20 protein-coding genes are annotated in these 25,793 nt (G+C 71.7%); 8 read left to right on the forward strand and 12 right to left on the reverse strand.

The window, feature by feature from the left end:
• Nucleotides 1-74: 74 nt before the first annotated feature.
• Nucleotides 75-1,445: a carboxypeptidase-like regulatory domain-containing protein gene (locus CAP_RS13450; protein WP_052375054.1), complete on the reverse strand. Its 1,371-nt coding sequence runs from the start codon at nt 1,443-1,445 to the stop codon at nt 75-77.
• A 454-nt stretch (nt 1,446-1,899) separates the two neighbouring features.
• On the opposite strand from CAP_RS13450, the gene CAP_RS47980 reads away from it, so the two are divergent.
• Both CAP_RS47980 and CAP_RS13455 read left to right on the forward strand, forming a co-directional pair.
• A complete protein-coding gene (locus tag CAP_RS47980; RefSeq protein ID WP_156040758.1) occupies nt 1,900-2,130 on the forward strand; it encodes a hypothetical protein in 231 nt (76 codons plus the stop codon).
• Nucleotides 2,120-2,605 (forward strand): hypothetical protein, encoded by a 486-nt coding sequence (locus CAP_RS13455; RefSeq protein ID WP_052375056.1) that lies wholly within the window; start codon nt 2,120-2,122, stop codon nt 2,603-2,605. Before CAP_RS47980 ends, CAP_RS13455 begins: the two co-directional genes overlap by 11 nt.
• A 33-nt stretch (nt 2,606-2,638) precedes the next feature.
• On the opposite strand, the gene CAP_RS13460 is transcribed toward CAP_RS13455, so the two are convergent.
• Entirely contained in the window at nt 2,639-3,268 is a 630-nt protein-coding gene (locus tag CAP_RS13460; protein WP_231511444.1) for a YkgJ family cysteine cluster protein, read from the reverse strand.
• 416 nt (nt 3,269-3,684) lie between these two features.
• Entirely contained in the window at nt 3,685-4,371 is a 687-nt protein-coding gene (locus tag CAP_RS13465; RefSeq protein WP_156040759.1) for a hypothetical protein, read from the reverse strand.
• Nucleotides 4,372-4,630: 259 nt separating this feature from the next.
• Here CAP_RS13465 and CAP_RS13470 point away from each other — a divergent pair, with 259 nt between their 5' ends.
• The gene (locus CAP_RS13470; protein WP_156040760.1) at nt 4,631-5,062 is read left to right on the forward strand and encodes a hypothetical protein; all 432 of its coding nucleotides are present in this window, start codon (nt 4,631-4,633) and stop codon (nt 5,060-5,062) included.
• A gap of 80 nt (nt 5,063-5,142) precedes the next feature.
• Here CAP_RS13470 and CAP_RS13475 read toward each other — a convergent pair whose 3' ends face one another.
• From CAP_RS13475 to CAP_RS13490, 4 genes are all read right to left on the reverse strand, one after another.
• Complete coding sequence (locus CAP_RS13475; RefSeq protein ID WP_081864854.1) at nt 5,143-6,699, reverse strand: cytochrome P450; 1,557 nt, start codon at nt 6,697-6,699, stop codon at nt 5,143-5,145.
• Between the two features lie 75 nt (nt 6,700-6,774).
• Entirely contained in the window at nt 6,775-8,235 is a 1,461-nt protein-coding gene (locus CAP_RS47985; protein ID WP_052375059.1) for an SDR family oxidoreductase, read from the reverse strand.
• 3 nt (nt 8,236-8,238) lie between these two features.
• Nucleotides 8,239-9,000 (reverse strand): 4'-phosphopantetheinyl transferase family protein, encoded by a 762-nt coding sequence (locus CAP_RS13485; RefSeq protein ID WP_044240696.1) that lies wholly within the window; start codon nt 8,998-9,000, stop codon nt 8,239-8,241.
• Nucleotides 8,997-15,710 (reverse strand): type I polyketide synthase, encoded by a 6,714-nt coding sequence (locus CAP_RS13490; RefSeq protein ID WP_081864855.1) that lies wholly within the window; start codon nt 15,708-15,710, stop codon nt 8,997-8,999. Before CAP_RS13490 ends, CAP_RS13485 begins: the two co-directional genes overlap by 4 nt.
• 466 nt (nt 15,711-16,176) lie before the next feature.
• Here CAP_RS13490 and CAP_RS13495 point away from each other — a divergent pair, with 466 nt between their 5' ends.
• On the forward strand, nt 16,177-16,713 hold the full coding sequence (locus CAP_RS13495; protein WP_044240697.1) for a MarR family winged helix-turn-helix transcriptional regulator: 537 nt from the start codon (nt 16,177-16,179) through the stop codon (nt 16,711-16,713).
• A gap of 44 nt (nt 16,714-16,757) precedes the next feature.
• On the forward strand, nt 16,758-18,299 hold the full coding sequence (locus tag CAP_RS13500) for a cellulase family glycosylhydrolase (protein ID WP_044240699.1): 1,542 nt from the start codon (nt 16,758-16,760) through the stop codon (nt 18,297-18,299).
• A 19-nt stretch (nt 18,300-18,318) separates the two neighbouring features.
• Here CAP_RS13500 and CAP_RS13505 read toward each other — a convergent pair whose 3' ends face one another.
• The gene (locus tag CAP_RS13505) at nt 18,319-19,053 is read right to left on the reverse strand and encodes an SDR family oxidoreductase (protein ID WP_044240837.1); all 735 of its coding nucleotides are present in this window, start codon (nt 19,051-19,053) and stop codon (nt 18,319-18,321) included.
• A gap of 126 nt (nt 19,054-19,179) precedes the next feature.
• Nucleotides 19,180-20,811, reverse strand: coding sequence for a cell wall anchor protein (locus CAP_RS13510; RefSeq protein ID WP_275936506.1), 1,632 nt, complete (start codon nt 20,809-20,811; stop codon nt 19,180-19,182).
• 289 nt (nt 20,812-21,100) lie between these two features.
• Between CAP_RS13510 and CAP_RS13515 the strand changes: the two genes are divergently transcribed.
• The 3 genes from CAP_RS13515 (at nt 21,101) to CAP_RS47990 (ending at nt 21,891) form a co-directional block, all read left to right on the forward strand.
• The gene (locus CAP_RS13515; protein ID WP_052375062.1) at nt 21,101-21,463 is read left to right on the forward strand and encodes an arsenate reductase family protein; all 363 of its coding nucleotides are present in this window, start codon (nt 21,101-21,103) and stop codon (nt 21,461-21,463) included.
• Between the two features lie 132 nt (nt 21,464-21,595).
• Nucleotides 21,596-21,721: a hypothetical protein gene (locus CAP_RS54950; protein WP_269324287.1), complete on the forward strand. Its 126-nt coding sequence runs from the start codon at nt 21,596-21,598 to the stop codon at nt 21,719-21,721.
• On the forward strand, nt 21,718-21,891 hold the full coding sequence (locus CAP_RS47990) for a zinc-binding dehydrogenase (RefSeq protein ID WP_231511445.1): 174 nt from the start codon (nt 21,718-21,720) through the stop codon (nt 21,889-21,891). Before CAP_RS54950 ends, CAP_RS47990 begins: the two co-directional genes overlap by 4 nt.
• A gap of 57 nt (nt 21,892-21,948) precedes the next feature.
• On the opposite strand, the gene msrA is transcribed toward CAP_RS47990, so the two are convergent.
• The 3 genes from msrA to CAP_RS13530 form a co-directional block, all read right to left on the reverse strand.
• Nucleotides 21,949-22,677 carry a peptide-methionine (S)-S-oxide reductase MsrA gene (msrA, locus tag CAP_RS47995; protein ID WP_081864856.1) on the reverse strand — a complete coding sequence of 243 codons (729 nt, stop codon included), beginning with the start codon at nt 22,675-22,677 and terminating at the stop codon, nt 21,949-21,951.
• Nucleotides 22,678-22,728: 51 nt separating this feature from the next.
• A complete protein-coding gene (locus CAP_RS13525; RefSeq protein ID WP_156040761.1) occupies nt 22,729-24,198 on the reverse strand; it encodes a hypothetical protein in 1,470 nt (489 codons plus the stop codon).
• A 92-nt stretch (nt 24,199-24,290) separates the two neighbouring features.
• A complete protein-coding gene (locus CAP_RS13530; protein ID WP_156040762.1) occupies nt 24,291-25,778 on the reverse strand; it encodes a hypothetical protein in 1,488 nt (495 codons plus the stop codon).
• Nucleotides 25,779-25,793: the final 15 nt, after the last annotated feature.

A 25,793-nucleotide genomic window follows, 5' to 3' on the forward strand; every position in this document is an offset into this window, starting at 1 on the left:
CCGCGGAATCCTCACGGATTTCGAGGGAGACCGACCGACGGCGCCGGGCGCGCAGCAGCTTTACCGCCCGGCTCTCAGTGGAAGCGGTACCCGAGCGTGATCGGCAGGCTGATGGCCATGCCTTCGAGCCCCTTCAGGAAGGTCGGCCACGCGCTCACCATCAGCGCTCCCGAGTGCCACTTGTCGCTCGGGTTGTCGAACAGCTCGTACGACACCTCCACGGAACCGCCGAACGCGAACGTACCGACCACCTCGGACGGGGGCAGCGGCGTCCGCCCTTCGAGCGAGACCACCACCTCCGAGTACCCCTCGTTGAACTGCTGCGCCTCGTCGGGGATCCCGCCCCGCACCCCCGTCGGCGTCGCGCTGTTCGCCACCCCGCCCACCAGCAGGTTGAGCCCCGCCCACAGCTTGCCGAACTTCAGGCTCGCCGACGGCCCACCGACCAGCATGTACCCGCCCCCGAACCGGTAGCCACCGAGCACCCGCGCTCCGATCTGCAGGTCCTCCTTCAGCGCGTACCCGAAGAACGCCTGCCCCCCGAGCACGAGCCCCACCGCCGGATCGTAGACCCCATCGCACACGCTGTTCGAGCACACCGCGATCTCGTCGCGCACCACCCCGTCCGGGCTCTGGTTCGCGAACGTGTAGTCGTACGAGGAGATCGTGCTCAGGCTTCCCCGATCGATGAGCCCCACGAGCAGCGTCGGCCCCACCCCCACGTCGACCACGAAGCGCCCCGCGCGGTGCGTCGTCACCGGAGGCGGCGCGCTCGGCCCTCCTGCTCCTCCCGCCCCTCCCGCCCCTCCCGCCTTCCCGCCCCACGACACGTCCTTCGGCCCCTCACCCCCGGACGGCTGCGGCGTCACCCCCGCCTGCGACGCGGCGAGATCCACCGCCAGCGCCGTGACCGTCACGCTTTCCTTCCTGCCGATCCGGAGCGTCACCGTCTTCTCGAACGGCTTCCGCCCCGGCGCCGTCGCCGTCACCTTGTGCTCCCCCGGGTTCACCGGCGACCCCTGGTTCCAGCTCCCCCGATCGAGCGGCGTGTCGTCCACGCGCACCTCGAGCCCGTCCACCACCGCGTCCTTCGGCACCTTCACCGTCAGCCGCGGGATGCGCGTCTCCAGCATCGCGCTCCGCACCTTGGCGTCCTGCTGCAGCGGCTTGTTCCCTGCCTTGCGCGCCTCGGCCTCCGCGTCGATGTACTCCACGTACGCCGTCGCGATCTTCCCTTGCTTCTCGTGGCAGGTCGCCACCTGGTAGAGCGACGACGGGCTCGGCGCGAGCTTGTAGCTCTCCTCGATCTTCGGGCACGCCTCCGCGAGCTTGCCCGCCCCCATCAGCTTCTTCCCCTCGTCGAGCAGCGCCGCCGCGTCCTGCGCCCCCGCGTCCCGCGCCACCCCGAGCGCCCCTGTCAGCGTCAGCAGCGCCGCCGTGACCACGCGCGCCCGGCGCCTGGCACCAGCCCCGCGAGCACCGCGAGCATCGAGAGAGGAAGAAATCAGCCCGTCACGTCGATTCTGATGGTCGCTCATGGCTCAAGCAGGAAGGGAGGCCACCCTAACACAGGATCCCCATCCTCCGAGCCACCCCAGCAATGCCTGGACGGACTGCGTCCGCCACCCGGGCGCCCCGCACCGCTCCGCGCACCTCCACCCCCCGATCCAGCCCTGCGCGCCCCCCACCGTTGCCGCGTCGATGGACCTCTCCACCCGGACCGCAGCCATCCACAGCCTCTCCCGGATGACCCACCTCGGGTCCAGCCCGCACGTTCAGATGCCCTCCCGTACCCACCAGACCGCAGCCATGGAGGTGCTGCCTGCGGCATGTGCGTCAGGACTGGCGTGCGTCAGAGCTGACCTACTCCCACCACGGAGTGCTAAACTGCAAAGAACCATGGCGGCCTCAGACGAGCGTGCGATGCGGGCACAGGCACGCAGGATGTACCCAGGGGAAATCGTTCGCTCCGGAACCCCCAAACCGAACCTCTACGCCGACCTGACGCTGGAAGAGCGCTTCAACCATCAGGCTGAACTGGTGGCGCGACAGCACGGAATGGTGGAGCTCGTGCAGAGCCGCCCGCGGCATGAGTGGCCCGGCGAAGTGTTCTGGGGCCGTGCCCGCTGAGGTCAATCTTGGCAACGACTTCCGCGACCTGCTCACGTGCTTCGTGGACGAGGGAGTGGAGTTCCTCCTCATCGGCGGATGGGCGCTAGCGCTTCACGGTCACGGGCGTTCGACAGACGACATGGATGTCCTGGTACGCCCGTCGCCAGAGAATGCAGAGCGTGTCTACCAGGCGCTGCTCGCGTTCGGTGCTCCTCTTGATGCACATGACGTGACGCCGGGACTGTTTGCGCAGCCCGGGTCCGCCTACCGACTGGGAGTGAAGCCAGCCCTCATCGAGGTTCTCACGAAGATCGACGGGCTGAGCTTCGACGAGGCCGTGGAGGGGGCGCGGACCTTCGAGGTGGATGGACGTCGCGTTCCATTCATCGCCCGTCAGGCACTCCTCAAGAACAAGCGGGCTGCAGGCCGCCCGAAAGACCTGGCCGACGTCGCGTGGCTTGAGGCGCATCCAGAGACGAACTCCGAGCGCTGAGGAACGTCGCGTCGCATCTCCGCTACCCCAGCGTCAGCCGAGGGGCGCGCCGTCGCGCAGGCCCAGCGTCTCCTCGCGCGCGGCGAGACACGCCTCGCTGCCCATCAGGAAGGCGCGGCAGTTGTCGGGGCGCAGCTTGTAAACCGTGCAGAGGCGGTCCTCCGCGAGCAGCTTGCAGCGCCCGCCGGGCGCCATGCGCAGCGTCCGCTTTCCCTCGCGTGAGCGGCGCACGAAGCCCCGCCCCGCGAGATCCGGTCGCCCAGCCTCGCGGAAGCGCGCCAGATCTCGCTCCGTCAGCACCACGTCGCCGTCGTGGCAGCACGCCGCGCAGGCCGTGCAGTTGAGCTGAAGCTTCCGCGTCGCGCCCTCGTGCACCCCGTCGCGCTCGCACCAGTCGAGCACCGAGCTGACGTTGCTCTCCTCGATCACCGCGCGCGCCAGGCCCTCGGCCTCCCCCGCGGTCACCCGCTCCCAGTGCTGCTGGCCGATGGCCAGGAGCGCCCAGAGACCCAGGTCCGTCACCATCCCCTGCCCGTCCACCGGCAGCAGCGCCTCCGCGAGCCCCGTGGGGTCGACCACCACCGCGTGTCCCCCCGCCCGCACATGCGCCACCGCCTGCGGCAGGAACCGAGCCCGAAAGCTCCGCCACACCGGTCGCCTCATCCCCTGCCCACTCATCGTCCCCGCTGGAATGCCACCCCTGCACTCGGGGGACAAGTACCGAGGCTCATCACACCAGCACACCTCGGCGGCGTGCCTGCCACGCTCTGCGTCAAAGTCGTCGGCTCGGAGCGGACAGCGGGCCGGCCGGAGGCGCCAAAGGCCCCCGGAGCGCGGCGAGGCGAGGTGGGAGTTTGTGGGGCGGCGGCGCCTGGTTCATCAGGTCTGCCGGATATCCGGGAGGTACTGATCGGCGGTTTCAGCGCGAAAAGCGGCCCTGCGCGCGTGAAACAGGTCATGCACGCCGTGCAACGGCCTCTGCAAACCTCCAGGAGGTCATGCACGACGTGCTCGCGGTCCTTCACGACCTCCACAGGGCTCATGCACGCCGTGCTCGCGGTCCTTCACGACCTCAGGGGTCACTGCACGAGGGACACGGACACCTGGAGGTCTCCCGGGGTCCGCTCGGTAGCCGAGCCTACCTTCGTGACCGTGGGACCTGGCGGCGACTCGCGGAGATTGCAGTGGGCGAAATAGTAGTGCGTGCGTTTGTCGCGGCAGGCCGCGGAGCCGCCCAGAGCCTCCACCGCTTGCGGCCACAGCGCGCAGGTGGCTTCCGCGAGGGCTGGCGCCCCGTCTTCCACCGCCTTCGCCCCCGCAGCGAGTTCCTGCCACGCGGAGGGCGCGAGCCGCCGCTGGCCGTCCTCCACCGCAGCGGGCTTCGGCGGTTTCTCGGCGTGTCGTCGTACGCCGGTCACCACGTCGCGCGTCTGCTGGCCGTGCCCTTGGACTGACTCCACCCGCGCGACAAACCAGGTGAGGTCTCCGCTGGCGAGCGTTCGCGCGAGGAAGATGCGCTCGGTCAAGGCGCTGCGCTCGCACAGCGTGAAGGCGGCGCCGCCGCTGCTGCTGCCGTCGCGCCGCGCGCCCTCGGCCAGGTTCACCCCCTCCAGAGCCTCCTTGAGGGAGGCCAGCGCTTTCGTGAAGCGGTCCCAGTCGGCCTGCGAGGTCATCCACGCCGAGAAGCGCGGTGGCGAGGCGGCTTGCAAGGGGAGGAGGAACGCTTCGAGGTCGCTCACCATGCGCCGGCGCACGCACTCGGTCACGAGGAGCAATTGCTCTTTCAGGGCAATGGTTCTCGCTGTCTCCTTCCGGGGCTGACAGGCGCGCCGCACCGCGGCGGCCATCATGAGGTACTCGACAGAGGCGCGCTCCTCGTCGCGGACCGCCGTGAGCGCTCAAGACGGGATGCCGCTGCCTGCTCTGCCCCGATCACCAGCACACCCCCGGCTCCGATGGTCTGCATCTCAGGCTACCATGCAGGGGAGAGCCGCGTGCGATGCAGGAGCGCGGAGGAGCATGCACGTGGGTCGTGAGATCGAGGTGGGAGCGCACACGGTGAGGGCCGAGCCGCCGGACCTGTTCGTGGTGGTGTTTCGCGGTGATCTGCGTCCCGAGGAGGTCCAGGAGATCGTCCGCCACGAGCGGCAGGTCGCGATGGAGGCGGGTTACGTGTTCATCCTGGCCGACGTGACAGGGCTGGGGGACGTGCCCGTGGCCGCGCGGAAGGCGATCAGCGAAGGCAAGGACCTGCCCAGCCGTGGCACTGCGATCTGCGGGGCGACCTTCCGGACGCGGCTCCTGGCGACGATGGTGATGACCGTGCAGAGGCTCCTCAACGACAAGAAGGACAACCCCATGGTCTTCTGCAAGAGCCTCGATGAAGGGCGGGAGTGGCTCGCCGCGCGGCGGGCGGCGCTGGGCCTGGAGACCACCGAGGGAGCGAAGGACGGCTGAAGGAGAGGGCCGGCCTGCTGGCAGGTGCAGGCGCGGGCCCTGGGTCAGGCGCGGGCCCTGGGTCAGGCGCGGGCCCTGGGTCAGGTGCGGGCGCTGTAGGGACAGCCGGTGGGCTGCGGGGGCGTGGGGGCAGCTTCATCGCTGGCCGAGGCCGATCCTGTGGGGCCAGCTTCGTCGCTGGCCGAGGCCGATCCTGTGGGGCCAGCTTCGTCGCTGGCCGATCCTGTGGGTACGGACGCGGATTCTACCGGCGCAGGTGCGGAGGCGCGGCGGACCGGCTCGCGGCGGCGGCAGAGCATGCGCATGCCGTTCAGGGGCTGGAGGGAGATGAAGCCGCGGCAGCGGGGGTCGAAGCCGGGGACGAGGCGGAGCGCGTAGCGCTGGAGGATCATGGCGACCATGATCTTGCCCTCGAGCTGGCCCATGAACTCGCCGAGACAGATGCGCTGGCCGGCGCCGAAGGGGAGGAAGGCGAGCTTGTCGATGGGGCGCGGCGGGGGGTCGGCGAAGCGCTCGGGCATGAAGCGCTCGGGGTCGGTCCAGAACTCGGGGTGCCGGTGGGTGACCCAGGGGACGATGGCGATCGTTGAGCCGGCGGCGACGGGGTAGCCGCCGAGGGTGTCGTCGGCGAGGGGGCTGCGCAGGATGAAGGGCACGGAGGGGAGGAGGCGCAGGCACTCGTTGAAGACCATGCCGAGGTAGGGCATGGCCTCGATGTCGCCGGGGGTGGGGGTGCGGCCGCCGAGGACGCGGTCGATCTCCTCGACGAGCTGGGCGCGGGCGTCGTGGTGCTGGGCGAGAAGGTAGAGGGCCCAGGTGGCGGTGACGCTGGAGGTCTCGTGGCCGACCATGAGGATGGTCTTGATCTCGTCGCGGAGCTGGGTGCGGTCCATGGTGGCGCCGGTCTCGGGGTCGACGGCGTTCATGAGGCGGGCGAGCACGTTGTCGGTGTCGCCCTCGCCGCGCTGGTAGCCGTCGATGATGTCGTCGATGACGGCATGCACACGGTCCATGGCGTCGCGGAAGCGGACGTGGCTGGGAAGCGGCCAGGAGAGGGGCGGGTTCACCAGGGAGTACATGCGCTTCAAGGCGATGGAGAGGGCGTACTTGAAGGCGCTCCGTACGGTGTCGGTGTGCTCCTCCAGGGCGGCGCCGAAGAAGGCCTCGCCGGCGATGGCGAAGGTGACGTCGAGCATGTCGTCGTTGATGTCGCGCTCGAACTCGCCGCGCTCGGCGTCCCAGCGCTGGAGGAGGGCCTCGGTGTGGGAGACGATCAAAGGGACGAAGGCCAGGGTGCTGGCGTGGTTGAACTGGGGCTGGACGAGGCGGCGCTGGCGGCGCCAGAGGTCGCCCTCGCTGTTGACGAGGCCCCAGCCGAGGACAGGGACGAGCTGGTGGTAGCGGGCGCCCTTGGGGTAGTTGCGGCTGTTGGTGCGCAGGACATGGCCGATGTCGCGGGGGTGGAAGGCCATCACGAAGTCCTCGGCGCCCGGGGCGCGCAGGCGCACGACGTCGCCATGGCGGGCGAAGAGGTCCTCGTAGTGGCGCATGTTGCCGGTCCGGAAATTTGCCAGGTAGCGCAGGCTGCTGAGGGGGCCCGGGCCGGGGGGTTGCCGATCGTCACGCTTGGGGGTCATGCGTTCTCCTGTGGGGTTCGGGGGGGCGCGGGGCGGCATGGGTGCGGATCAAGCGCGTGGGTCAAGCGCGCGGGGTCAGATGCTGAGGGAGCCTCCGCCGTCGACGGTGAGGGTGGCGCCGTTGATCATCCGGGCGCCGTCCGAGAGCAGGAGGAGGACGGCGGCGGCAACGTCGTCCTCGGTGCAGAGGCGGCCGCCAGGGGTCCGCGACTCCCAGTAAGGGAGGAGTCGCTCGTGGTCGGGGTAGTGGCTGGTGACGTGGCCGTAGATGGGGCCGGCGGAGACGGTGTTGACCTGCACGTTGCGGGGAGCGAGCTCGATGGCGAGCGCGCGGGTGAGCGCCTCGACGGCGGCCTTCACGGCGCCCATGGCGCCGAAGTGCTCCAGGTAGCGGGTGGATCCGTTCGAGGAGAGGGCGACGATGCGGCCGCCGCCCTGGCGCTCCATGAGGCGCGCGGCGCGGACGGCGCACTGGTGGTAGCCGACGACGTTGGTGCGGAAGGCCAGCTCCCAGTGCTCGGGCGTGGTCTGGTCGAGGGGGGCGAAGCGGCCGTTGGAGGCGTTGCTGACGAAGTGGTGAAGCTCGCCGACGTCGCGGGCGATGGCGTCGAACATGGCCTCGACGTGGATGGGGTTGGCGACGGAGCCCCAGACGTGCACGGCGTCGCCGCCAGCGCTGCGGATGGCGTCGGCGACTGCCTCGCCATCGTCGCGCGAGTGGAAGCTGTTGATCACGACCCGGGCGCCGGCGCGGCCGAGGGCGGTGGCGATGGCGCGGCCGAGGCCGCGGCTCGATCCAGTGACGAGGACCGTCTTGCCCGCGAGCGCAGATCCGGGCTCCGGGGAGGCGTGGGGCGCGCGCGTGGCGTCAGGGGCGCGCGTGGCTCCGGAGGCGTGCTGCGCAGGAGAGGCGGGGTGGGTGGGCGCCGCGAGAAGCCGGGCGAGATCGCCGACGGTGCGCGCCTCGTCGAGCGATGCGGCGAGGGCTTCGGGGAGGGCGCCGCGCTGGCAGAGGAGGTCGCGGATCTTGTCGCGGCGGCGGTGGTCGATGCCGAGGTCCTCCTCCAGCCTGGCGTGGGGGACGAGGAGGTCGACAGGGTGACGGGTGGCCTCGGCGAGGACGTCGGCCACGAGGGAGGACGCGGCGGGCGCGGCGGATGGCCGGGAGGCCACGGCGGGCGCGGCGGATGGCCGGGAGGCCACGGCGGGCGCGGGGATGGGGCTTGCGGGAGGGGTGTCCGAAGGTCCGCCCGGCCTGGTGCTGCCGTTCCGTGGCGCGGGGCCGTCGGCAGAGGAGAGCGTGCGGCCCAGGACATCGGCGATGCGGGACACCGTGCGCAGCTCATCGGGTGACGCCTTGAGCGCCTCCGAGAGGCCAAGCTCGCTGCGCAGGGCGGCGAGGATCTCGCCGCGCTTCACCGAGTCGATGCCGAGATCCTGCTCCAGATCGGCCTCGGCGACGACGACCTCGTCGGGGTAGCGCGTCATGCGCACGAAGACCGAGCGCACCTGTTCCAGGAGATCTTGCGATTGCATGGTTCAATCCTCGTGAAGGGTGAGAGCTGCACGTTTCAGCGCCGCGGCCGGCGGAGCCGCGACGACCGCGACGAGCGCGAAGGTCCCGGTCAGCACGGCCCAGCCGAAGAAAGGCGCGCCGCACGCGGTGAGCGTGAAGGCGCGGACGCACGGGCGCGCGAAGGGCGCGGTGTCCGGCGTGAGCGCGATCTCGAGATCGCGGAAGGAGAACTGGGCGGGCAAAGGGAGGGCGCCCGTCTTGTAGAGGGCCTCCTTGGCGCTCCAGAGGAAGGTGTCGAGGGTGGGCTGGTCGGCGCCCTGCCCGGCGTGGCGGGCGAGGTCCTCGCGCTCGCGCGGGGTGAAATGCTCGTCGGCGAACGAGGCGGCGCGGTCCTCGATGCGCTCGATGTCGACGCCTACGGCGCCAGCGCGGGTGACGGCAGCGGCGGCGAGGTCGCCCGTGTGGGTCAGGGACACGGCGAGGGCAGCGTCGTCGAAGCGCGGGGGATGACGACCAGGGGCCGAGAGCGCGCAGGCGAGGTAACGCTCGCGCGGGTGGTCCGCGAGGGAAGCGGCGTCGAGGGCGACGAGCGGGGCGCTGCGGCCAGCGTCGGTCTCCAGCCGGAGCCATTTCGCAGCGACGCGCGCGCAGGTGGACTGTGCGCGCCGGGAGAGAAGACGCTGGCCGGCGCAGGCGCGGCGCTCCTCGGAGGTCAGGTAGGCGGCGCAGTGCGCGGCCATCGCGGCATGCGCGGGCGTGATGGCCATGGCGAGGTGGGGGGTCACGGCGCCCCCAGGTGCAGCCGTGCGGGAGAGCGCAGGTCGCCGGGGATGCGCGGGTCGCCGGGGACACGCGGGTCGCCGGGGACGCGGCCGACGACGTGGCCTTCGAGGGCCTCGACGTCGAGCAGGACCGCGCCCGTGGAGCCTTGGGCCTGCGCCCAGGGGCTGAGGATGCGGTCGCCGCTGGCGGGGGGGATGGTCGCGACGAGGCGCACGGGGCCGCGCGCGTGCGCCTCGTCGCGGAGGGCGAGGTCGTTCGTGGCCGCGCCGAAGCGGATCCGGCCCATGCCGCGGGCGGCGCAGACGGGGAGCATACCGTCGGGGTCGCAGCGCAGGACGCCCAGGGTGAGCAGGGCATCGAGGAGGAGGAACGGGGTGGCGGCGTCGCGCAGCCGCTCCAGCGCGGGGTCCGCGGTGAGGCGGAAGGTGGCGGCCTTGCGCGTGGTCCCGAGGGTGAAGGTGCCGAGGTGGTCGAACCAGCCTGCGTGGCGCAGCGGGGCGCCGAGGGCGGTGTAGGGGTCGCCGAGCGTGGGTCCGTCGACGTGGCTGCTGGGCCGGGGCGTGAGGGAGTCGCGCTCGGGGCCCAGCTCGACGACGCAGGCGGCGAAGACCATGTCCGGCCGGAGGACGAGGCCCGAGCGGTGGATGAAGTCGCCGCGCACCTCGACGGCCACGGAGACGCGACCGCCAGAGAGAGAGGCCTGATGGGTCGTCACCGTGCGTACGGGGCGCGCCGCGTCATCGGGGAGACGGAGGAGCTCCAGGAAGCGCACGTCGCGGACCTCACGGACGAGCGCGCGGTCCGCGGGCCGGGTGGCGAGGGCGTGGCGGACGGCCAGCTCGACGAGGTAGGCGCCGGCCGCGACGGCGCTCGTGGACGCGCGGTGATCGATGAGCCAGCGGTCGGCGCGCGGGTCGAGGGTCCAGGTGAGGGTCATCGCGCTGGCCGGGGGAGAACCGGCTGGAGAGGCGTCGGCCGGGGGAACGTCGGCCGCGATGCGGGGCCGGAAGCGCTCGATCTCCGCGTCGGTGAGGAGCACGTACGCTCCGCCCGCGGGACGTCCGAGCACGAGGTCGACGAAGAGCTGCCGCCCCTCGGCGGGCTCGATGCCGCGGAGGCCGCGCGCCGCGCCGAGCACGCTGTACTCGGAGCCGGCGGTCATCCCGATGCCGTTCCAGCCGAGCCACGCGGCGCTGGACCACACGGCGCCGACGCCGTCTGCGGCGAAGCAGGCGACGACGCGGTTCATGGCCTCGTTGGCGGCGCCGTAATCGGGCTGGCCGTCGTTGCCGAGGGCGCTGAAGGCCGAGGTCGCGAGGTGGAAGTGTGGGCGGGCGTCGGGGAGGTGGCGCGCGAGGGCGCGGTAGAGATTGGCGAGGCCGGCGAGCTTGGTGTCGACGATGCGCTCGAACAGCGCCAGCGACTTCGAGGGCAGCCGGCCCGAGACCTGGATGCCGGCGCCGTGGATCACCAGGTCGACGCGCCCGTGGGCCGCGGCGACCTCCGCGATCACCCGGTCGACGTCGTCGCCGCAGGTGACGTCGACGGCGTGGTAGGCGACGCTGCCGCGCTGGGCGCGGAGGCGCGCCAGGACCTGGTGGGCCTCGCGGGCGGCGCGGAGGCGGGCGTACCGGTCGCGCAGGGTGGCCATGCGCTGGGTGCGGTCGGCGCGCAGGGCCTCGGCGTAGAAGTCCCGCTCGTGGGCGGCGAGCTCCGCGTCGGTCATGGCCAGGGTGTGCGGCGGGGCGTCCTCCAGGCGGGACCTGCCGAGGAGCACCGCGTGGCAGCCGAAACGTTCGAGCAGTTCCTCGGCGAGGAGGGCGGTGATGCCGCGCGCGCCACCCGTCACGAGCACCACGGATGCGGGTCCGAGGGGAGGCACCGCGGGGGGGCTCGGATCGGGCGCGCGCACCAGCGTCACGGCGTGCCGGACACCGCCGAGGTCCACCACTTCCTCGGGGGCAGCGGGGCGGGGCCGCTGCCACTCGGCGGTGAGGGCGGCGAGCGCTGCGGCGACGGGGCCTGTGCCGTGGAGGGGCCCCGAGCGAGAGAGGTGGCGCGAACCAGGGAGAGCATCTGGGCTGGAGGGGAGGCCGGCGTCGGCGTGGATGATCCGCACGTCGCCGTCCGGAAGCTCGCGGGCGAGGGACTTCACGAAGCCGCCCACGGCGCCGCTCAGGGGGTCGAGCCGGCCTGCGGCGTCGACAGCGTCCACGACGACGGCGGCGAAGGCCACGTCCCCGCGCGCGATGGGCTCGTAATAGCGCTGGGCCGCACCGAAGAGGGTGCGCAAGGTAGGCCGGTACGAGCCCGGCGCTCCGTCGAGGAAGGCCTGGGCCCCGGCAGCGCGGGCGAGGACGACGATGCCGTCGATGTCAGCAGGGGCGGGGTTCGCGGGCGTTGCGAACGCCTCGGGCCCGGTGGCCACGAGGATGCCGGCGGTCGCTGGGCTCAGGCGGCGCACCTCCTCGGCCAGTGTCTCGTCCGTGCAGACGTGGAGCACCCGCGACGGGAGGCGGGTCGCGGTGGCCTCCAGCGCCGCGGGCCGGATCTCCGGGACGTAGGTGTGGATCGGGGTCCCCGTCGCGAAGCCGACGCGGGCCGTGAGGGCCGTGAGGGCCGTTGGAGAAGGTGCAACCTCAACGCTCCGGGAATCGCCGGGCCACCGCACCCATGAGGCGTGGGCGCGGGCGTGGGCGCCTCGCAGGGCCGCGTCGAGCTCCACCGCGCCCTCGGCACCGCGCAGCCACGCGTGGGCGCGGCCGACCGCGTGCTCGGTGCCTGCGTGCTCGGGTCCCGCGTGCTCGGGTGCCACCGCGTTCGAGATGCGGAGGTGGGCGAGGACTGGCCAGGCGTGGCGCGCTGCAGTGGACTCGGTGCACAGGGCGACGAGCAGGGCTGCGTCTCCGAGCGGCCGTGGGTCGTCGGTCGCGGAGGTGCCGCGCGCCACCTCGTCGCTGAAGGCGTTGACAGCGCCCGCGAGCACCACCTCGCAGTCTCCGTCGAGGAGCAGCTCCGCCATCGCGAGGGCTTCGAGGAGCGAGGTCGCCGAGGTGTCGACCACGAAGTTCGGGCCGCGCAGGCCGAAGACGTTGGCGACCCGCCCGGAGATGATGTTGGGCATGTTGCCCGGCTGGCTGTACGGACCCGTCGGGGGGGAGCCGGCGCGGAGTGCCTCGACGACACTGGCGACGAGCGCTGGGCTCACGCCCCGGCCGCGGAGCACCCGGGCGACGCGGTCGCCGAAGATCCGCTCGTTGGCGCGCACTCCCCGGGCGGTCTTCCCCTCGTGGCCGATGACGACGCCGATGCGGTCGGCCAGGTCGCGGAAGGGCAGCGCGTCGAGGGCCCGCTCGGCAGCGAGCGCGGCGAGGATCTGGGTGGGATCCATGGCCTCGCAGGCGTCCGGGAGGACGGGCGCGCGGGCCGGGAGGCGCAGCGCGCTGGCGTCGAAGGTGAGGGCGCCCGAACGCACGACCGAGGGCGCGTCCGAGGGCACCCCGCCCGCTCCCGGGAAGACGCTGCCCAGGCCGACCACGCACAAGGGGCCGCGTGAGCGGGGCGGGCGCGCGGCGCGCGCAGTGCGGGGCTGCGTCGCGGCGCGGTCCTGCCGGTGCTCCTCGACGACGAGATGGGCGTTGGTGCCGCCGAAGCCGAAGCTGTCGAGGGCCGCCCGCAGGGGCACGTCGCCGCCCGCGGGCTGCCAGGGGACGGCTTCCGTGGGGATGAAGAACGGCGAACGCGCCAGGTCGATGCGCGGGCTGGGCGCCTGGAACCCGTGCTGCGGGAAGAGGGTGCGCTCGCGCATCGCGAGCACGACCTTGATGAGCGAGGCGACGCCCGCCGTCCACCCGGTATGCCCGAGCAACGATTTGACGCTTCCCAGGCCGAGGCGCGGCGTCGGCGGGAGGGCGCACTCCCCTGCCCCGTTTTCGCCGGTCCGTCTCGCGCCTGCCTCGTGCTCCGCGCCTCTCCCCTCCCCGTCTCCCCCGAACACCTCCGCCAGCGCCTGGAACTCGGTGGCGTCACCGACCGGCGTCGCCGTGGCGTGCGCCTCGACGTACTGCACGGAGGCCGGCGCGATCCCGGCGCGCGCGTGGGCGCGACGCATCGCCAGGGTCTGCCCCCGGCGCTGCGGCACCGTGACCGAGGGGCTCGGGCCGTCGCTCGACACGCCGCTGCCCAGCAGCACCGCGTCGATCCGGTCCCCCCGGGCCACCGCGTCGTCGAGCCGCTCCAGCACGACCACGGCCGCCCCCTCGCCGAACACGACCCCATTGGCGGCGGCGTCGAAGGGGCGGCTCCCGGTGGCGGAGAGCCCACCGAACTGCGAGAACTGACAGGCGTTCGAGGGACCCGGCTGGTAGGCGCCTCCGGCGATCACCACGTCCGCGAGCCCGTGGCGCAACATCGCCGCGCCAAGGTGCACGGCGTGCATGGACGACGCGCAGGCAGCGTCGACGACCACGGTGTGCACGCCCTCCCGGATCACGTCGCGCACCACGCGCGCGAGCGGCTCCAGGTGGCCGCGGCACGCTGCCCGCCGCGCGCCGTCGAGCCCCAGGGCCTCGGCGAGCGCACCTGCGACAGCCGTGCGGGTCTCCTCGTCCGGAGTGACCTGGGCGAGGACCCGCTCGACGCCGAGGAGCAGGGTTGCCTCGTCGTGCTCGATGGAGCCGTCTGCCGTGGAGCCGAGGACGCAGGCGATGCGCAGGGGCGCGGGGTCATCGAGGATCGCGGCGCGCGCCCTGGCCTCGGCGAGCGCGCACGCCAGCATCCGGGCAGTCTTCGGCAACCGCCCGAGGGTCTCGGCGTCATAGCCGGTGCGCGCGGCGTGAGGCCCGAGCGCGTCCACGGCCCCGGTGAGCAGGCTGTAGGTCTTGTCGGGGGCGCGTTCGTGGCTCAGGAAATCGGCGGCCAGCTCCGGGTGGCGCGCGCCCTGATCGACGATGCCGCTGGTGCCCGCGAGGAGCTGCGCGAGGTAGGCCTCGACGCCGCCAGAGCCCGGGAGGACCGCGCCCATGCCGACAACGGCAATCGGGGCCAAGTCCGCCAGTGGCGCGGCCTCCTGCGGACCGTCACTGGCAGGGCCGTGCCCGCGCTCGCGGGCGCCGGGGAGCGGGGTGACCTCCGTCAGGTCACAGCCCACCTCGCGCAGCGCCTCGATCACCCGGCGGTGCTCGGCCACCACCTCCTCGCCGACGCGGAACGTGGAGATCACGCAGAGGCCTTGCTCGGGAGCCAGGCTCCGGCGCGCGAGGGCGGTCAGAGTGCTCCCGCCGCCGCACTCGACGAAGGTGCGGCAACCCGCACCGTGGAGGTCGCGCACGGCGGCGCCGAAGTCGAGCGGCGTCACCAGGTGCATGGGGAGCAGGCGCGCCGGGGCGAGCGGTCCCCCGGCGTAGTGCACCCGGTCGAGCGGCGAGTACGTGGGGAGGCGGGGCTCCGTGCCGCCCCGCCTTTGCAACGCCCGCGCGAAGGGGCCGACCGCAGGCGCAAGCAGAGGCGAATGGAAGGGGTAGCGGCTCGTCAGCACCGTCGCGCGGACGCCCGCGCCCGTGAGCCGTTGCTCCAGCGCCGCGATGCCCGCCTCCGTGCCCGACGCGACGGTCTGGTCCTCCGCGTTGAGTACCGAGACGAACACGTCGTCCCGCCCGAGTCCCCGGATCTCCTCGCGCAGACGATCCGCCCCGAGAGCCGCCGCGAGCATGCGTCCAGAGGGCGCGCCGCGGAGCGCGAGCACCCGCTCTCCTACGACCGCGGCCGCCGTGGCCAGCGACCACGCGCCGCCCGCAGCCAGCGCTGCAATCTCGCCGAGGCTGTGCCCGGCCACGACGTCTGGTTCGAGCCCCGCGGAGCGGAGCAAGGAGACGGCGAGGTGGTCCTGGACGAGAATGCCGAGCTGATCGAGGTCGGCGCACGCGGCGAGGGCGGCCCGCGCCTCCGCCTCCTCTCCGCCCACGAGCGCCGCGAACGAGGCGCCGAGCACCTCACGCGCCACGGGCTCCACGGCGGCGACAGCCTCGCGCGCCACGGCGAACCGCGCGTGCAGCCCTCGCAGGAGCCGCAGGTCGAAGGAGCCCTGGCCGGGGAGCAGCAGCGCCACCCGCGCGCTCCCCTCCTGGTGGCGCCCGCGCTCGTCCGTCGCCCCCCACTGCTTGCGGTGCGGGCGCGCGTCGTACAGCGGCAGGCGCGCCACCTCGGCGCCGTGCTGGCGCAGGTACTCGGGGAAGAGGTCGCGGAGCGCCGCGCCACCACGCAACGCGAGTTCCACGAAGCGCCGGTGCGGTATCCGCTCGTCGAGCGCGCCGACGTGCATGGTCACCGACCGGGGAAGCGGCGCCAGCTCGTCGCTCGTCGCGGACACGGCCACGAGGCGCTGGTAGCCGCACGCCACGGGCTCCCCGTCGAAGCGCACCGTCCGGAAGTACCCGTACACGCTCGACGGGGTGACGGCGCCGAGGGTCATGAAGATCGCGACGCGCTCTCCCACCCGGACGGGGGCCAGGTTGCGGCTGTATCCCTCGGTCGTGAGCAGCCGGATCGCCGCTCGATCGTCCTCGTGGGGGAGCGCTCCATCGGCGCCCTCGGCGAAGTAGAGGGTCTCGCGGGCGATGCACTGGAAGCGGAAGTTGGTGAGGTAGTGATGGCTCCCGTAGGCCATGCTGTCCTCGAACTTCACGCAGTACGGAACGACGAAGAACGCGCCCATGGCCCTTCTCCTTGAAGCTCGCGCCATTTCACGCGGCGCACGCAATGCGCGTCGCGATGCACCCGATGCAATGCACCCGATGCAATGCACGCAACCCACGCCACCCGGCGGATGCTCGCGCATGCGCACGTCGACGCACTTCCATGACCGACGACCGACGCGCGGCGCTTCCCTGCCCACGTCGAGCCGTTCGAGATGCAGAACGTGTATCTACACCTGGATGCACGTGCGGATGGGTTTCCGCCTCCACGGACCCCCGGCGCGCGCACCTCTCCCTCGCAGCGAACCGCGCGATTACTTGCGGATCACCCCCTGAAATGTCGCATCACGACGCAGCACCAGCGAGCACGCTGGTGCGCGCGCTGCGCTGCGCTGCTGGAGATACGTGTACCTGCACCTGTTCAGATGTCAAGGTACCCAGGGGCCCCGTTTGACGGGTGTACGCGCCGCGCGTACACCTTTTTTCGTGGTTGGTTTCGCCCAGGCCTCCCGGATCATCGCGAACCAGTGCGCCTGCGTGCGCGTGCGCCGGGCCTCCCGCGCGCTGACGCGTCTCTACGACGAGAGCTTGCGGCCGGCAGGGATCCAGGCCTCCCAGCTCACCATGCTCGCGGCGGTCGCGACGTGCGGCGACGAGGGCGCCAACATCGGCGCCCTCGCGGAGGGCCTCGTCATGGATCGCACGACGCTCACCAGGAACCTGGTACCGCTCGAGAAGGCCGGCTTCGTCCGCGTCGCGCGCGACCCCGCCGATGCGCGCGCGCGCCTGGTCTTCCTCACGCGGCAGGGCGAGCGCGCCATCGAGGCAGCCTTCCCCCTGTGGGAGCAGACCCAGGAGCACGTCCGCGGCCAACTCGGCGGGAGCAACGTCGACGCGCTCCGCGAGGAGCTCGGCCGCGTCGTGGCCATCGCCTTGGCCGCTCCGCCCGACCCGCCCGCCCCGCCCGCCCCGCTCCCCAAGGCACCTCCGCCGACGCGCACCCGTAAACGCAAGGCGAAGTGACGCACTCCCCTCGACCGTTCGCCTCGGCGTACTCTCTGCCCCCCATGCTGCGCCCCGCGAACCGTCTTCGCCTCGGCTTCCCGCTCCTCGCGGCCACCTTGCTCGCCTCCGCGCCCTGCGCTGCCGCCGGTGCCCTCCACGTGGAGGGCGGCTTCTTCCGCGACGCGCGCGGCGGCGCCGTGATCCTCCGCGGCGTCAACGTGGCCGGAGATTCCAAGGTCCCCCCCTTCATGCCTGCCGCGGAACCCACCCTCTTCGATCCCCTGCGGGACGCCGGGATGAACGTGGTCCGCCTCCTCTTCACCTGGGAGGCCTACGAGCCCGAGCCGGGCGCCTACGACGCCGCCTACCTCGACTACTACGCGGCAGCCGCCCGCGCGGCCGGGGAGCGGGGGCTCCACGTCGTCGTCGACTTCCACCAGGACGGGTTCTCGCGCTTCACCATCGGTGGCTGCGGCGACGGCTTCCCGCGCTGGGCGCTTCCCCCCGAGCTGGCCCCCCTCGAACCGGACAACGGCCCCGACTGCGTCAACTGGGGCGTGAGGATGGCCCAGGACACCGAGATGATGACGGCCTGGACCGCGTTTTACGCCGACACCCACGGCGCGAGGACCCGGTTCCTCCTCATGCTGGAGAGCGTCTCCGAGCGCCTCGCAGGGGAGCCGGCGGTGATCGGATACGACATCCTCAACGAGCCCTGGGGCGACGAGGCGACGGAGATCCCCGCTCTCCACGCCGACGCCGCTGCGGCCCTTCGCAAGGCGAGCCCCGAGGCCATCGTCTTCGTCTCGCCGCACGCCCTCACCAGCGCCGGGAAGGCGACCGAACTCCCGCCCCCGACCTTCGAGAACGTCGCGTACGCCCCCCACTTCTACGACGCCATGGTGGCGCTCCTCCACACCTGGAACGGCACCGATCCGGCAGCGACCTTCGATCTCATGCAGGAGGAGGCGACGGCGTGGGGAGCGCCGCTCTTCCTGGGCGAGTTCGGGGCGCCCGCGGAGGCCGGCAATGCCATCGCGTACATGGACGCGCTGTACGGGCACCTCGACGCCCGGCTCGCCTCGGGCGCGCAGTGGGTCTACACGCCGGGCTGGACCGACACCCGGAAGGACGGCTGGAACCAGGAGGACTTCAGCATCGTCGATGGCGAGGGCACGACGCGCCCCAACTTCCGCCTCCGCCCCGCCGCGCGGCGGATTGCAGGGACGCCGACAGGTCTCCAGGTGACCACCGTGGACGACCCGGAGAGCGGCACGATCACCCTGGCGTGGGACCACGATCCGGACGCCGGCGAGACCGAGCTGTTCGTCCCGCTGGCGTCACTCACCCGCGCGGCGCGCGCGCGGCTTCGGATCGAGACGGAGGGCGATGCGCTCGACTGCACGGCCGAGGGGGCGCGCGTCACCTGCACCTCACCGACAGCAGGAGCCAAGCGCGTGAAGGTCTCCGGAGCACAGGAGCCCGAGGAGGCCCCCGCGTGCGGCCTCATGGGGATCGAGCCGCTGGCGCTCGGGGCCCTGGCCGCCCTGGCCCAGCGCCGCCGCCGCGCACGGAGCCGGGCCGGGCGACGGCCCCGGAGGTGAAGCGCCCCCGCTCACCCGCTCACCAGGGGACGGGACCATCCTTGCTGGAGTACCCGCCCGTGGGTGCGTCTGCCGGCAAGAGCGCGAGGCGGATCGTCTCGCGCGCGCCTTCCTCGATGGTCTGCGTGCCGCTGTTCCCGTTGAGATCGGTGGCGGTGTAGCCAGGGTCCGCGGAGTGCACCTTGATCCCCGCGTCCCGCAGCTCGTACGCGAGCTGGACGGTCAGCATGTTCAGGGCGGCCTTCGAGGCGTTGTAGCCGATGATCTTGAAGGCCGCGAACGGGCTCGCGGGATCGGCGTTCAGCGCGAGCGAGCCGAGCCCGCTGGACACGTTGACGATCCGCCCTGCTGACGAGGCCTTGAGGAGCGGCAGCATGGCCTGGGTGACCTCGAGCGCGCCGAAGAAGTTGGTCTCGAACACGCGCCGGACCGCCCCCACATCCGCCGTGCTGGGAGGCCCGTCGGCGCGGTCGATGATCCCCGCGTTGTTGACCAGCACGTCGAGCCTCTTGAACTCGGCGCCGATCGTCGCCGCCGCGGCCTTGATGGTCTCCGACTGCGCCACGTCGATGTGGAGGAACCGGGCATCGAAGCCCTGATCACGGAGCTTCTTCGCCGCCTCCTCGCCTCGCCCGGCGTCGCGGGCGCCCAGGAGGACGGTCAGGCCGGCCTCTCCCAGGCTGCGCGCTACCTCGAACCCGATCCCCTTGTTGGCGCCGGTGATCAACGCCACCCGCTTCGACGCGTCCTGCATGGTCATCCTTTCCGGTCCTCATCGGACCGTGGGCGGCATGGTATACCCGCGGCGCGAGCGCGTTCGCGTCCGATCTACCCGCCCATGCAGGACGCGTCAGATACGCAGGAAAGGCGCGCGGCGCGGCTACTGCCGGCTGACGTGCTTCAGCTTGAAGGGCGAGGGGCTCTCGCTCATGGTGAAGTACCCGGCGCCGTTGCTCTGGTACTCGATGGCTTCCCCCTGGCCCTCCACGGTGTCCGTCAGGGTGACGGGCGTGGCGGCGAAGGCGGTCTCGAAGGCGGCTCCCGCGGCGGCGCGGAATTCGTAGACCCGCCGGTAGGTGCGGAGCAGGAAGCGGTTGGCGCAGGGGTGAATGGCGGCCGACGTCGCGTAGGAGACGTTGGGGTCCGTGGTGGTGGGGAGCTGCAGGTTCGACACGAAGATCAGGGTCGACATGGTCCCCGGCGTCGGCAGCGGGGTCGGGAACTTGTAGACCTTGCTGAGGCCCGTGCCCGACTTGGTGATGATGTAGATGTCACCCGTGGTCGGGTGCACCATGATGGACTCCGCGTCCTTCGGGCTGTCGGGGTACTGGAACGGGAAGGCATCCGCGGTGAGGTTGCCGCTCGTCTGACCGGCCCCGATGTTGGGCTCCGGGATGCGGTAGACCGCGAACGTCGAGGGAGGCGTGGGGAAGTTCGCGCTGGACCGGCCGATGTCGCCCATGAAGATGCACTGCCCCGCCGGACAGGGACCCGTCGCCACGTCCTCCCAGTCCGCCGGGGTCACGTTGGAGACGTTGAAGCTCCCCAGCGTGGCCGCGCTGGTGGTGCTGATCGCGACCACGGCCGTGGTGTCCTCGTTGTGCACGTACATGACCCCGGGCGTCACCCGGCTCGCCGCGATCCCGGAGGGCTCGACGATCGCGGTCGAGGCCACGGTGCCCACCGTGGTCACGGTGGTCGAGAACGTGTCGCCGACAGAGCAGCTCGGAGCCCCCGCGGGCCTGAGCGCCACGACCTGCGCGGTGTTGGTGTTGGGGTACGGCGAGCTGCCGTTGAACGCCGGCTGCAGGCCCGCCGCGCCGAGCTGCTTGTACGCCGCGTTGTAGAGGATGGCCGTGGAGGACGAGGGCAGGCAGGTGTCGAGCGGCTCGGTGAAGCCGGAGGGCGGGACGATGGGGCTCGCGGGGCACGTCGCCCCGGCCCACACCTGCGACCCGAACCAGACGGCGAGCCCGTTCGCCGCGGTGGTGGTGACGGGAGGCGCGTCGAAGCTGGCAGTGAGGCCGTTCTTCTGGCCGCTGTGCGCGTCGATGGGGTTCGCGGTGTCGACCCCCGAGAACGCGAGGATGCTGCCCGCCATGTTGCTGGCGAGGTCGATCGCGAAGGCATAGCTCGCTGGCTCCGAGGCGCCCGCGACCTTGTAGAAGACCCACGCCTTGAGCTGCGAGGCGCTCTGGTCCGAGCGGATCAGCGTCCAGCCCGCCGGCGGCGTCACGGTCGCGGTGGCGTTGTTCCGGTTGGCGATGCGCGCCAGCAGGACGTCTCCCTGCGCGGTGCCCGCAGGCTTGCCGAGGGTGAGCGACGCGAGGCTCGCCCCGCTGGCGACGGCGCTGCTCCGGTACGTCACCGTCAGCGCCTCCGAGGACTCGCCCGTGAGATCCTCCAGGTCCGCGTCGGCGAGATCCTCGGCATCGACCGCGCCGCATCCGCCGAGCGCGAGCAGCGAGCACATGAGCCATGAGGCGTTCCGCGTGAAAATGTTCATCGACATGTCGGTCTCCAGGTGTGGTTCCTGCTCGCGCGCAGAGCCCTCTCGTTCATCGGCGCTGCGCGCAAGAGGCAGCGCGAACCATGGCGACACACGCGCCCCATCGGAAGCCCGTTCTGCATGACATCCACGCTTGCTCACCGCGCGTTCGCGGGGTGATCGCGCGGCATGGCGGTCGACCTCACGGCAAAACCGCTCCGGCTGGTAAACTACGCCTCGTGCGCGTCGACGGTCCTCCCGCGATTCCTGGTTCATCGCCTGTGGCCGAGGCTGCGACAGAGGAGCACCAGCCGTGATCCAGATCTTCGGCACCGCGAAATGCAAGGTGACGCGTGCGGCGCAGCGGTTCTTTGCGGACAGAGGCATCAAGGTGCAGTTCGTCGAGCTGCGCGAGAAGGGCCTCTCCAAGGGCGAGCTGGCCAGCGTGGCGCGCGCGGTGGGGGGCATGCGCGCGCTCTACGACGAGAGCAGCCCGCGGGTGAAGGAGCGCGGGCTCCAGCACCTCGGCCCCAGCGAGGCGCGGCTGGCCGAGCTCCTCGCGGAAGACACGCTGCTGCTCCGCACCCCCATCGTGCGCGACGGCGCCCGAGCGGCGGTCGGCGCTGCCGAGGCGACGTGGAAGGCATTTGCAGAAGCCGCAAAGGGTAAACCCTGAGCTGGACCGCGCCCCGGCAGGGGTGCCCGGCACGGGAATGTTCCCCTGGGAGGGCGGGTTCTGGCGCCTTCAGGTTCGAGCCGCCGAGCATCACCGTGGCGCCCTGGCGCGCAGACGGAAGAGACCGAGGCGATGAAGGCGCACGAGCGACGAGCGACGAAGACCGCGGGCGGAACGGGTGCGTGGGTGCAGGTGGAGCGGGACGCGCCCAAGGCGGGCCCCGGTCAGGCGCTGGTGCGCATCCGGGCGGTGCGGTGATCCCGGTGTTCGTGGGGAGCCGGGTGATGTTCGAGGAGATGAACCGGGTGCTCGTGGAGCACCGGATCAAGCCGGTGATCGACCGGGTGTTCGCGTTCGAGGAGGCCCCCGAGGCGCTGAAGTACCTGGAGTCGGGGGCGCACTTCGGGAAGATCGTGATCACGGTCTGAGGCCGACGCCTCCCAGGAAGCCCACGGCGAGGGGACGCGCGTCCCCCTCGTGGAGACTCAGATCCCCGTGAGCTTGCCGACGGGGCAGCCGTGGTGCCCGGTGCGCTCGGAGTACTGCTGGTGGTAGCCCTCGGCCTTGTAGAAAGACCCGATCGGCTCGACCTTGGTGACGATCTTGTCCTGGTGCTGCGCTTGCGCGTCGACGAGGGCGCGGCGGGTGGCCTCGGCCTGCGCCTCGGAGAACGTGAAGATCCCGCTCCGGTACTGATCGCCCTCGTCGGGGCCCTGCCGGTTCAGCGTGGTGGGGTCGTGGATCTGGAAGAAGGCCTTGAGGAGGCGCTCGTACGAGAGGACCTTCGGGTCGAACTCGACGAGCACCGCCTCGGCGTGGCCGGTGCCGTGGTCGCACACCTCCTCGTAGGTCGGGTTCTTGGTGTGGCCGCCCGTGTAGCCCACGGCGGTGGCCGTGACGCCCGGGATCTGCCGGAACGCATCCTCCACGCCCCAGAAGCAGCCCGCCGCGAATGCCGCGAGTTCGTGGCCCGGGCGGGGCGTGAGCGGGGTGCCTTGCCCGACGCTGCCAGGGTCGGTGCCAGTCGGGCGGCGGCCGTCGGGGCCGGGCGCGATGAGCTTGTCGCTGGTGAGCTTCGGCGTGCCCTGGTTGCCCTCGCCCGCGGGCGTGCCGGCGGGCGCGTTGGACGCGCTTGACGCCTGGGCACCGGGCGGCGTCTGGCACGCGAGGAGGAGGGAGGCGAGCAGGGGTAGCAACGCTGGGAGGGTACGCATCGTGCTGGTCCTACGGCGAGGAGGGGCGGCGGTTTCGGGGCGCCGAGGCGCTCACTTGGCCTTCGGCGCCAGCGCGATTGCCCGGGGCTTCGTGGGGGCGTAGCAGAGCAGCCTGGGCGCTTCGTCCTTCATGGCCGTCTTCGCGTGGGCGAGGAGGGCCTCGCCCTGCTCCTTGCTGGGCACCTTCACCCCGAGGCGGCGGGTGCCCTCGCGGAACTCCACAAGCGAGAGTTCGGCGGCTCCCGGGAACGTGGCGAGCGCCTTGCGGGTGGTGGGGAAGGTGAAGTCGGCCGGGTTCTTGTCGCTGACGTCGTAGAGGAAGACGAAGGGGGTCGCGCAGCCGTCGTGCATGGCCAGGCTGCTGCCCTCACGGAACCTCTGGACGCCTCCGCTGGTGGCCCAGAAGGTGCCCTGGTCGAGGACGAGGTTCTGGAGAGGCATCGGCCATGCGAAGTGGGCGACGGGGACCCACTTGCCGTCCTCGTGGCGGTGGATGGTCTGCCCGTCGCTCGCGTGGAGCTGACGTTGCTGGGAGACGAAGACCTTCGTCACCGGCTTGTCGAGCGTGGGCAGGGCCGAGAAGGTGCCGCTCTGGTAGTGGAGAATGGGCTCTTTCGCGTCGACGTGGACCCAGAGTTCGTCACCGGTGCCCTGCAGGATCGTGGGCTCGCTGCTCATCCTCTTCACCCACGCGCCGAGGTCGACGATGCGCGACTTGCCTGGTTTGTCCCACACCTCCGCGACCGGCCCGCGCTTCACGCAGAGGTTCCCGAAGATCATCAGCGTGCCCTGCGGGGTCCCCCCGAAGACGTAGGGCGTGACCGCAGGCAACGGGAACAGCCGGCTTCCCTCTTCGAAGTCACCCTCCTTGCACCCGGCTTGCTCCGGGCTCTGCTGCGAGAAGCTCATCCCTGGCCCGCGCACGTTCTTGATCACGAAGCCCTCCGTGAAGCTCCACGTTCCCAGCAGGGTCGAGTCGCCGCGGTGCACCACCCCCAGCACGTCGCCGCCGTTCGCCCCGGGGAGGACGGTGTGCTGCACACCCTTCCCGGTCAGCGGGAAGTACGAGGGCTGCAGCGCCCTGTAGTTGTTGGACATGTAGATCACGTCGATGCCGTCGGGCCACACCCCGTGCACGGAGGTGATGGTGCTGCCGTTGAGCGAACCGTTCAGCTCGGGGAGCGTGCCGAGCCACTCCACCTTCTCGCCCACGATCCGACCCACGCGCCGGTCCTTCACCACCGCGAGCGCACCCTCGACCGGGTAGACCGCCTCCAGCGCGTCACCTCCAGGCGCGAACCGCTCCGCGACGAGCGTGGGGACGGTCTTCGTCGCTGGCTCGGGGGCCACGGCCACCCCTGCGCTCGGCGCGCCGGACGGGGCGCTCGACGGCGTCTCCGCCACGGTCGGCGTCTCCTTCTGCGGCGTGACCTCCTCCTGCTTGTCCTTGCGGGAGCAGGCGCTCGAACACGCGGCCAGCACGCAGAGCGACAGCGCCCGCGCGACTCGTTGGGTTCTCATGGCCATGCTCCTGGATGAAGGGTGCGCATCGTGCAGGTGCCATGGCCGTGCATGGCGGCGGTTTCGGCGGCGGTCTCGGCGTAACAGGGCACTCACTTGCCCTTGGCGGCGATGTCGATCACCCGAGGCTTCGCCGGCGCGTAGCAGAGCAGCCTGGGCGCTTCGTCCTTCATGGTCGTCTTCATGGTCGCCTTCATGTGCGCCATGAGGGCCTCGCCCTGCTCCTTGCTGGTCACCTTGACGCCGAGGCGGCGGTAGCCATCGTAGAACTCCACGAGCGAGATCTCGGCGGCTCCCGGGAATGCGGCGAGCGACTTGCGGGTCGCGGGGAACGTGAGGTCGGCCGGGCTCTTGTCGCTCACGACATGGAGGTGCACGAAGGGCGTGGCGCAGCCCTCTTTGAAGGCCACGTCCTTGCCCTCGCGGAGCCGTTGGAGCGCTCCGGTGCTGACCCAGAAGGTGCCGTCGTGGAGGGCGATGCTCCAGAACTGCATCGGCCAGGCGAGGCGCGCGACGGGCACCCACGTGCCGTCCTCGTGGCGATGGATGGTCAGCCCGTCGCTCGCGTGGAGCTGACCCTGCGAGGAGACGAAGGCGTTCACCAGTATCGGGTTGTTGAGCCTGGGCAGGGCCGAGAAGGTCCCGTTCTGGTACTGCAGGAGGGGTGTGGTTTCGTCGGTGTAGATCCAGAGCTGGTCGCCAGTGCCGGGCAGGATCCGGGGCCGGTCGCTCATCTTCTTCACCCACGGGCTGAGGTCGACGAGGCGTGACTTGCCTGGCTTGTCCCACACCTCCGCGACCGGCCCGCGCTTGTCGCAGAGGGTCCCGAGGGTCATCACCGTGCCCTGCGGAGTCCCTCCGAAGGCGGCGGGCATGACGGCGATCGGCTCCGCCGACACGGCGCGGTCGTCGAGCTCTCCCTCCTTGCACCCGGCCTCCGCGCCAGTCTGCGGCTTCAAGCTCACGCCTGGCCCACGGACGGTCTTGAGCTCGAATCCGCTGAAGAAGGTCCGCCCTCCCAGCAAGGTCGTCTGGCCCATGCGCACCACCCCCAGCACGTCGGAGGCGGCGCCTCCCTCGGGCGCGAGCGTGTGCTGGACGCCCTTGCCCGTCAGCGGGAAGTACGAGGGTTGCAGCGCCCTGCCGTTGTTGGAGGTGTAGAGCACGTCGACGGCGTCGGGCCACACCCCGAGCACGCCGTTGATGGTGCTGCCTCCGAACCCCTGGTTCAGCTCGGGGAGCTTGCCGAACCACTCCACCTTCTCGTCCACGATCCGACCCACCCGCAGGCCGTCCACCACCGCCAGCGCGCCCTCGATGGGATAGACGCTGCTCAGGAGGAGCCCTTCCGGCGAGAACCGCTCCATGACGAGCGTGGGGATCGTCTTCGTCGCCGGCTTCGCGTCCACGGCGAGCCCTGCGCTCGGCGCGCCAGACGGTGCGCTTGACGGCGCCTCCGCCACGGCCGGCGAGTCCTTCTGCGGTGTGACCTCCTCCTGCTTCTCCTCGCGGGAGCAGGCGCTCGAAGACGCGGCCATCACGCAGAGCGACAGCGCCCACGCGGCTCGTTGGGTTCTCATGGCCATGCTTCTGAA

The sequence above is a fragment of the Chondromyces apiculatus DSM 436 genome (assembly GCF_000601485.1).
GTDB lineage: Bacteria > Myxococcota_A > Polyangia > Polyangiales > Polyangiaceae > Chondromyces > Chondromyces apiculatus.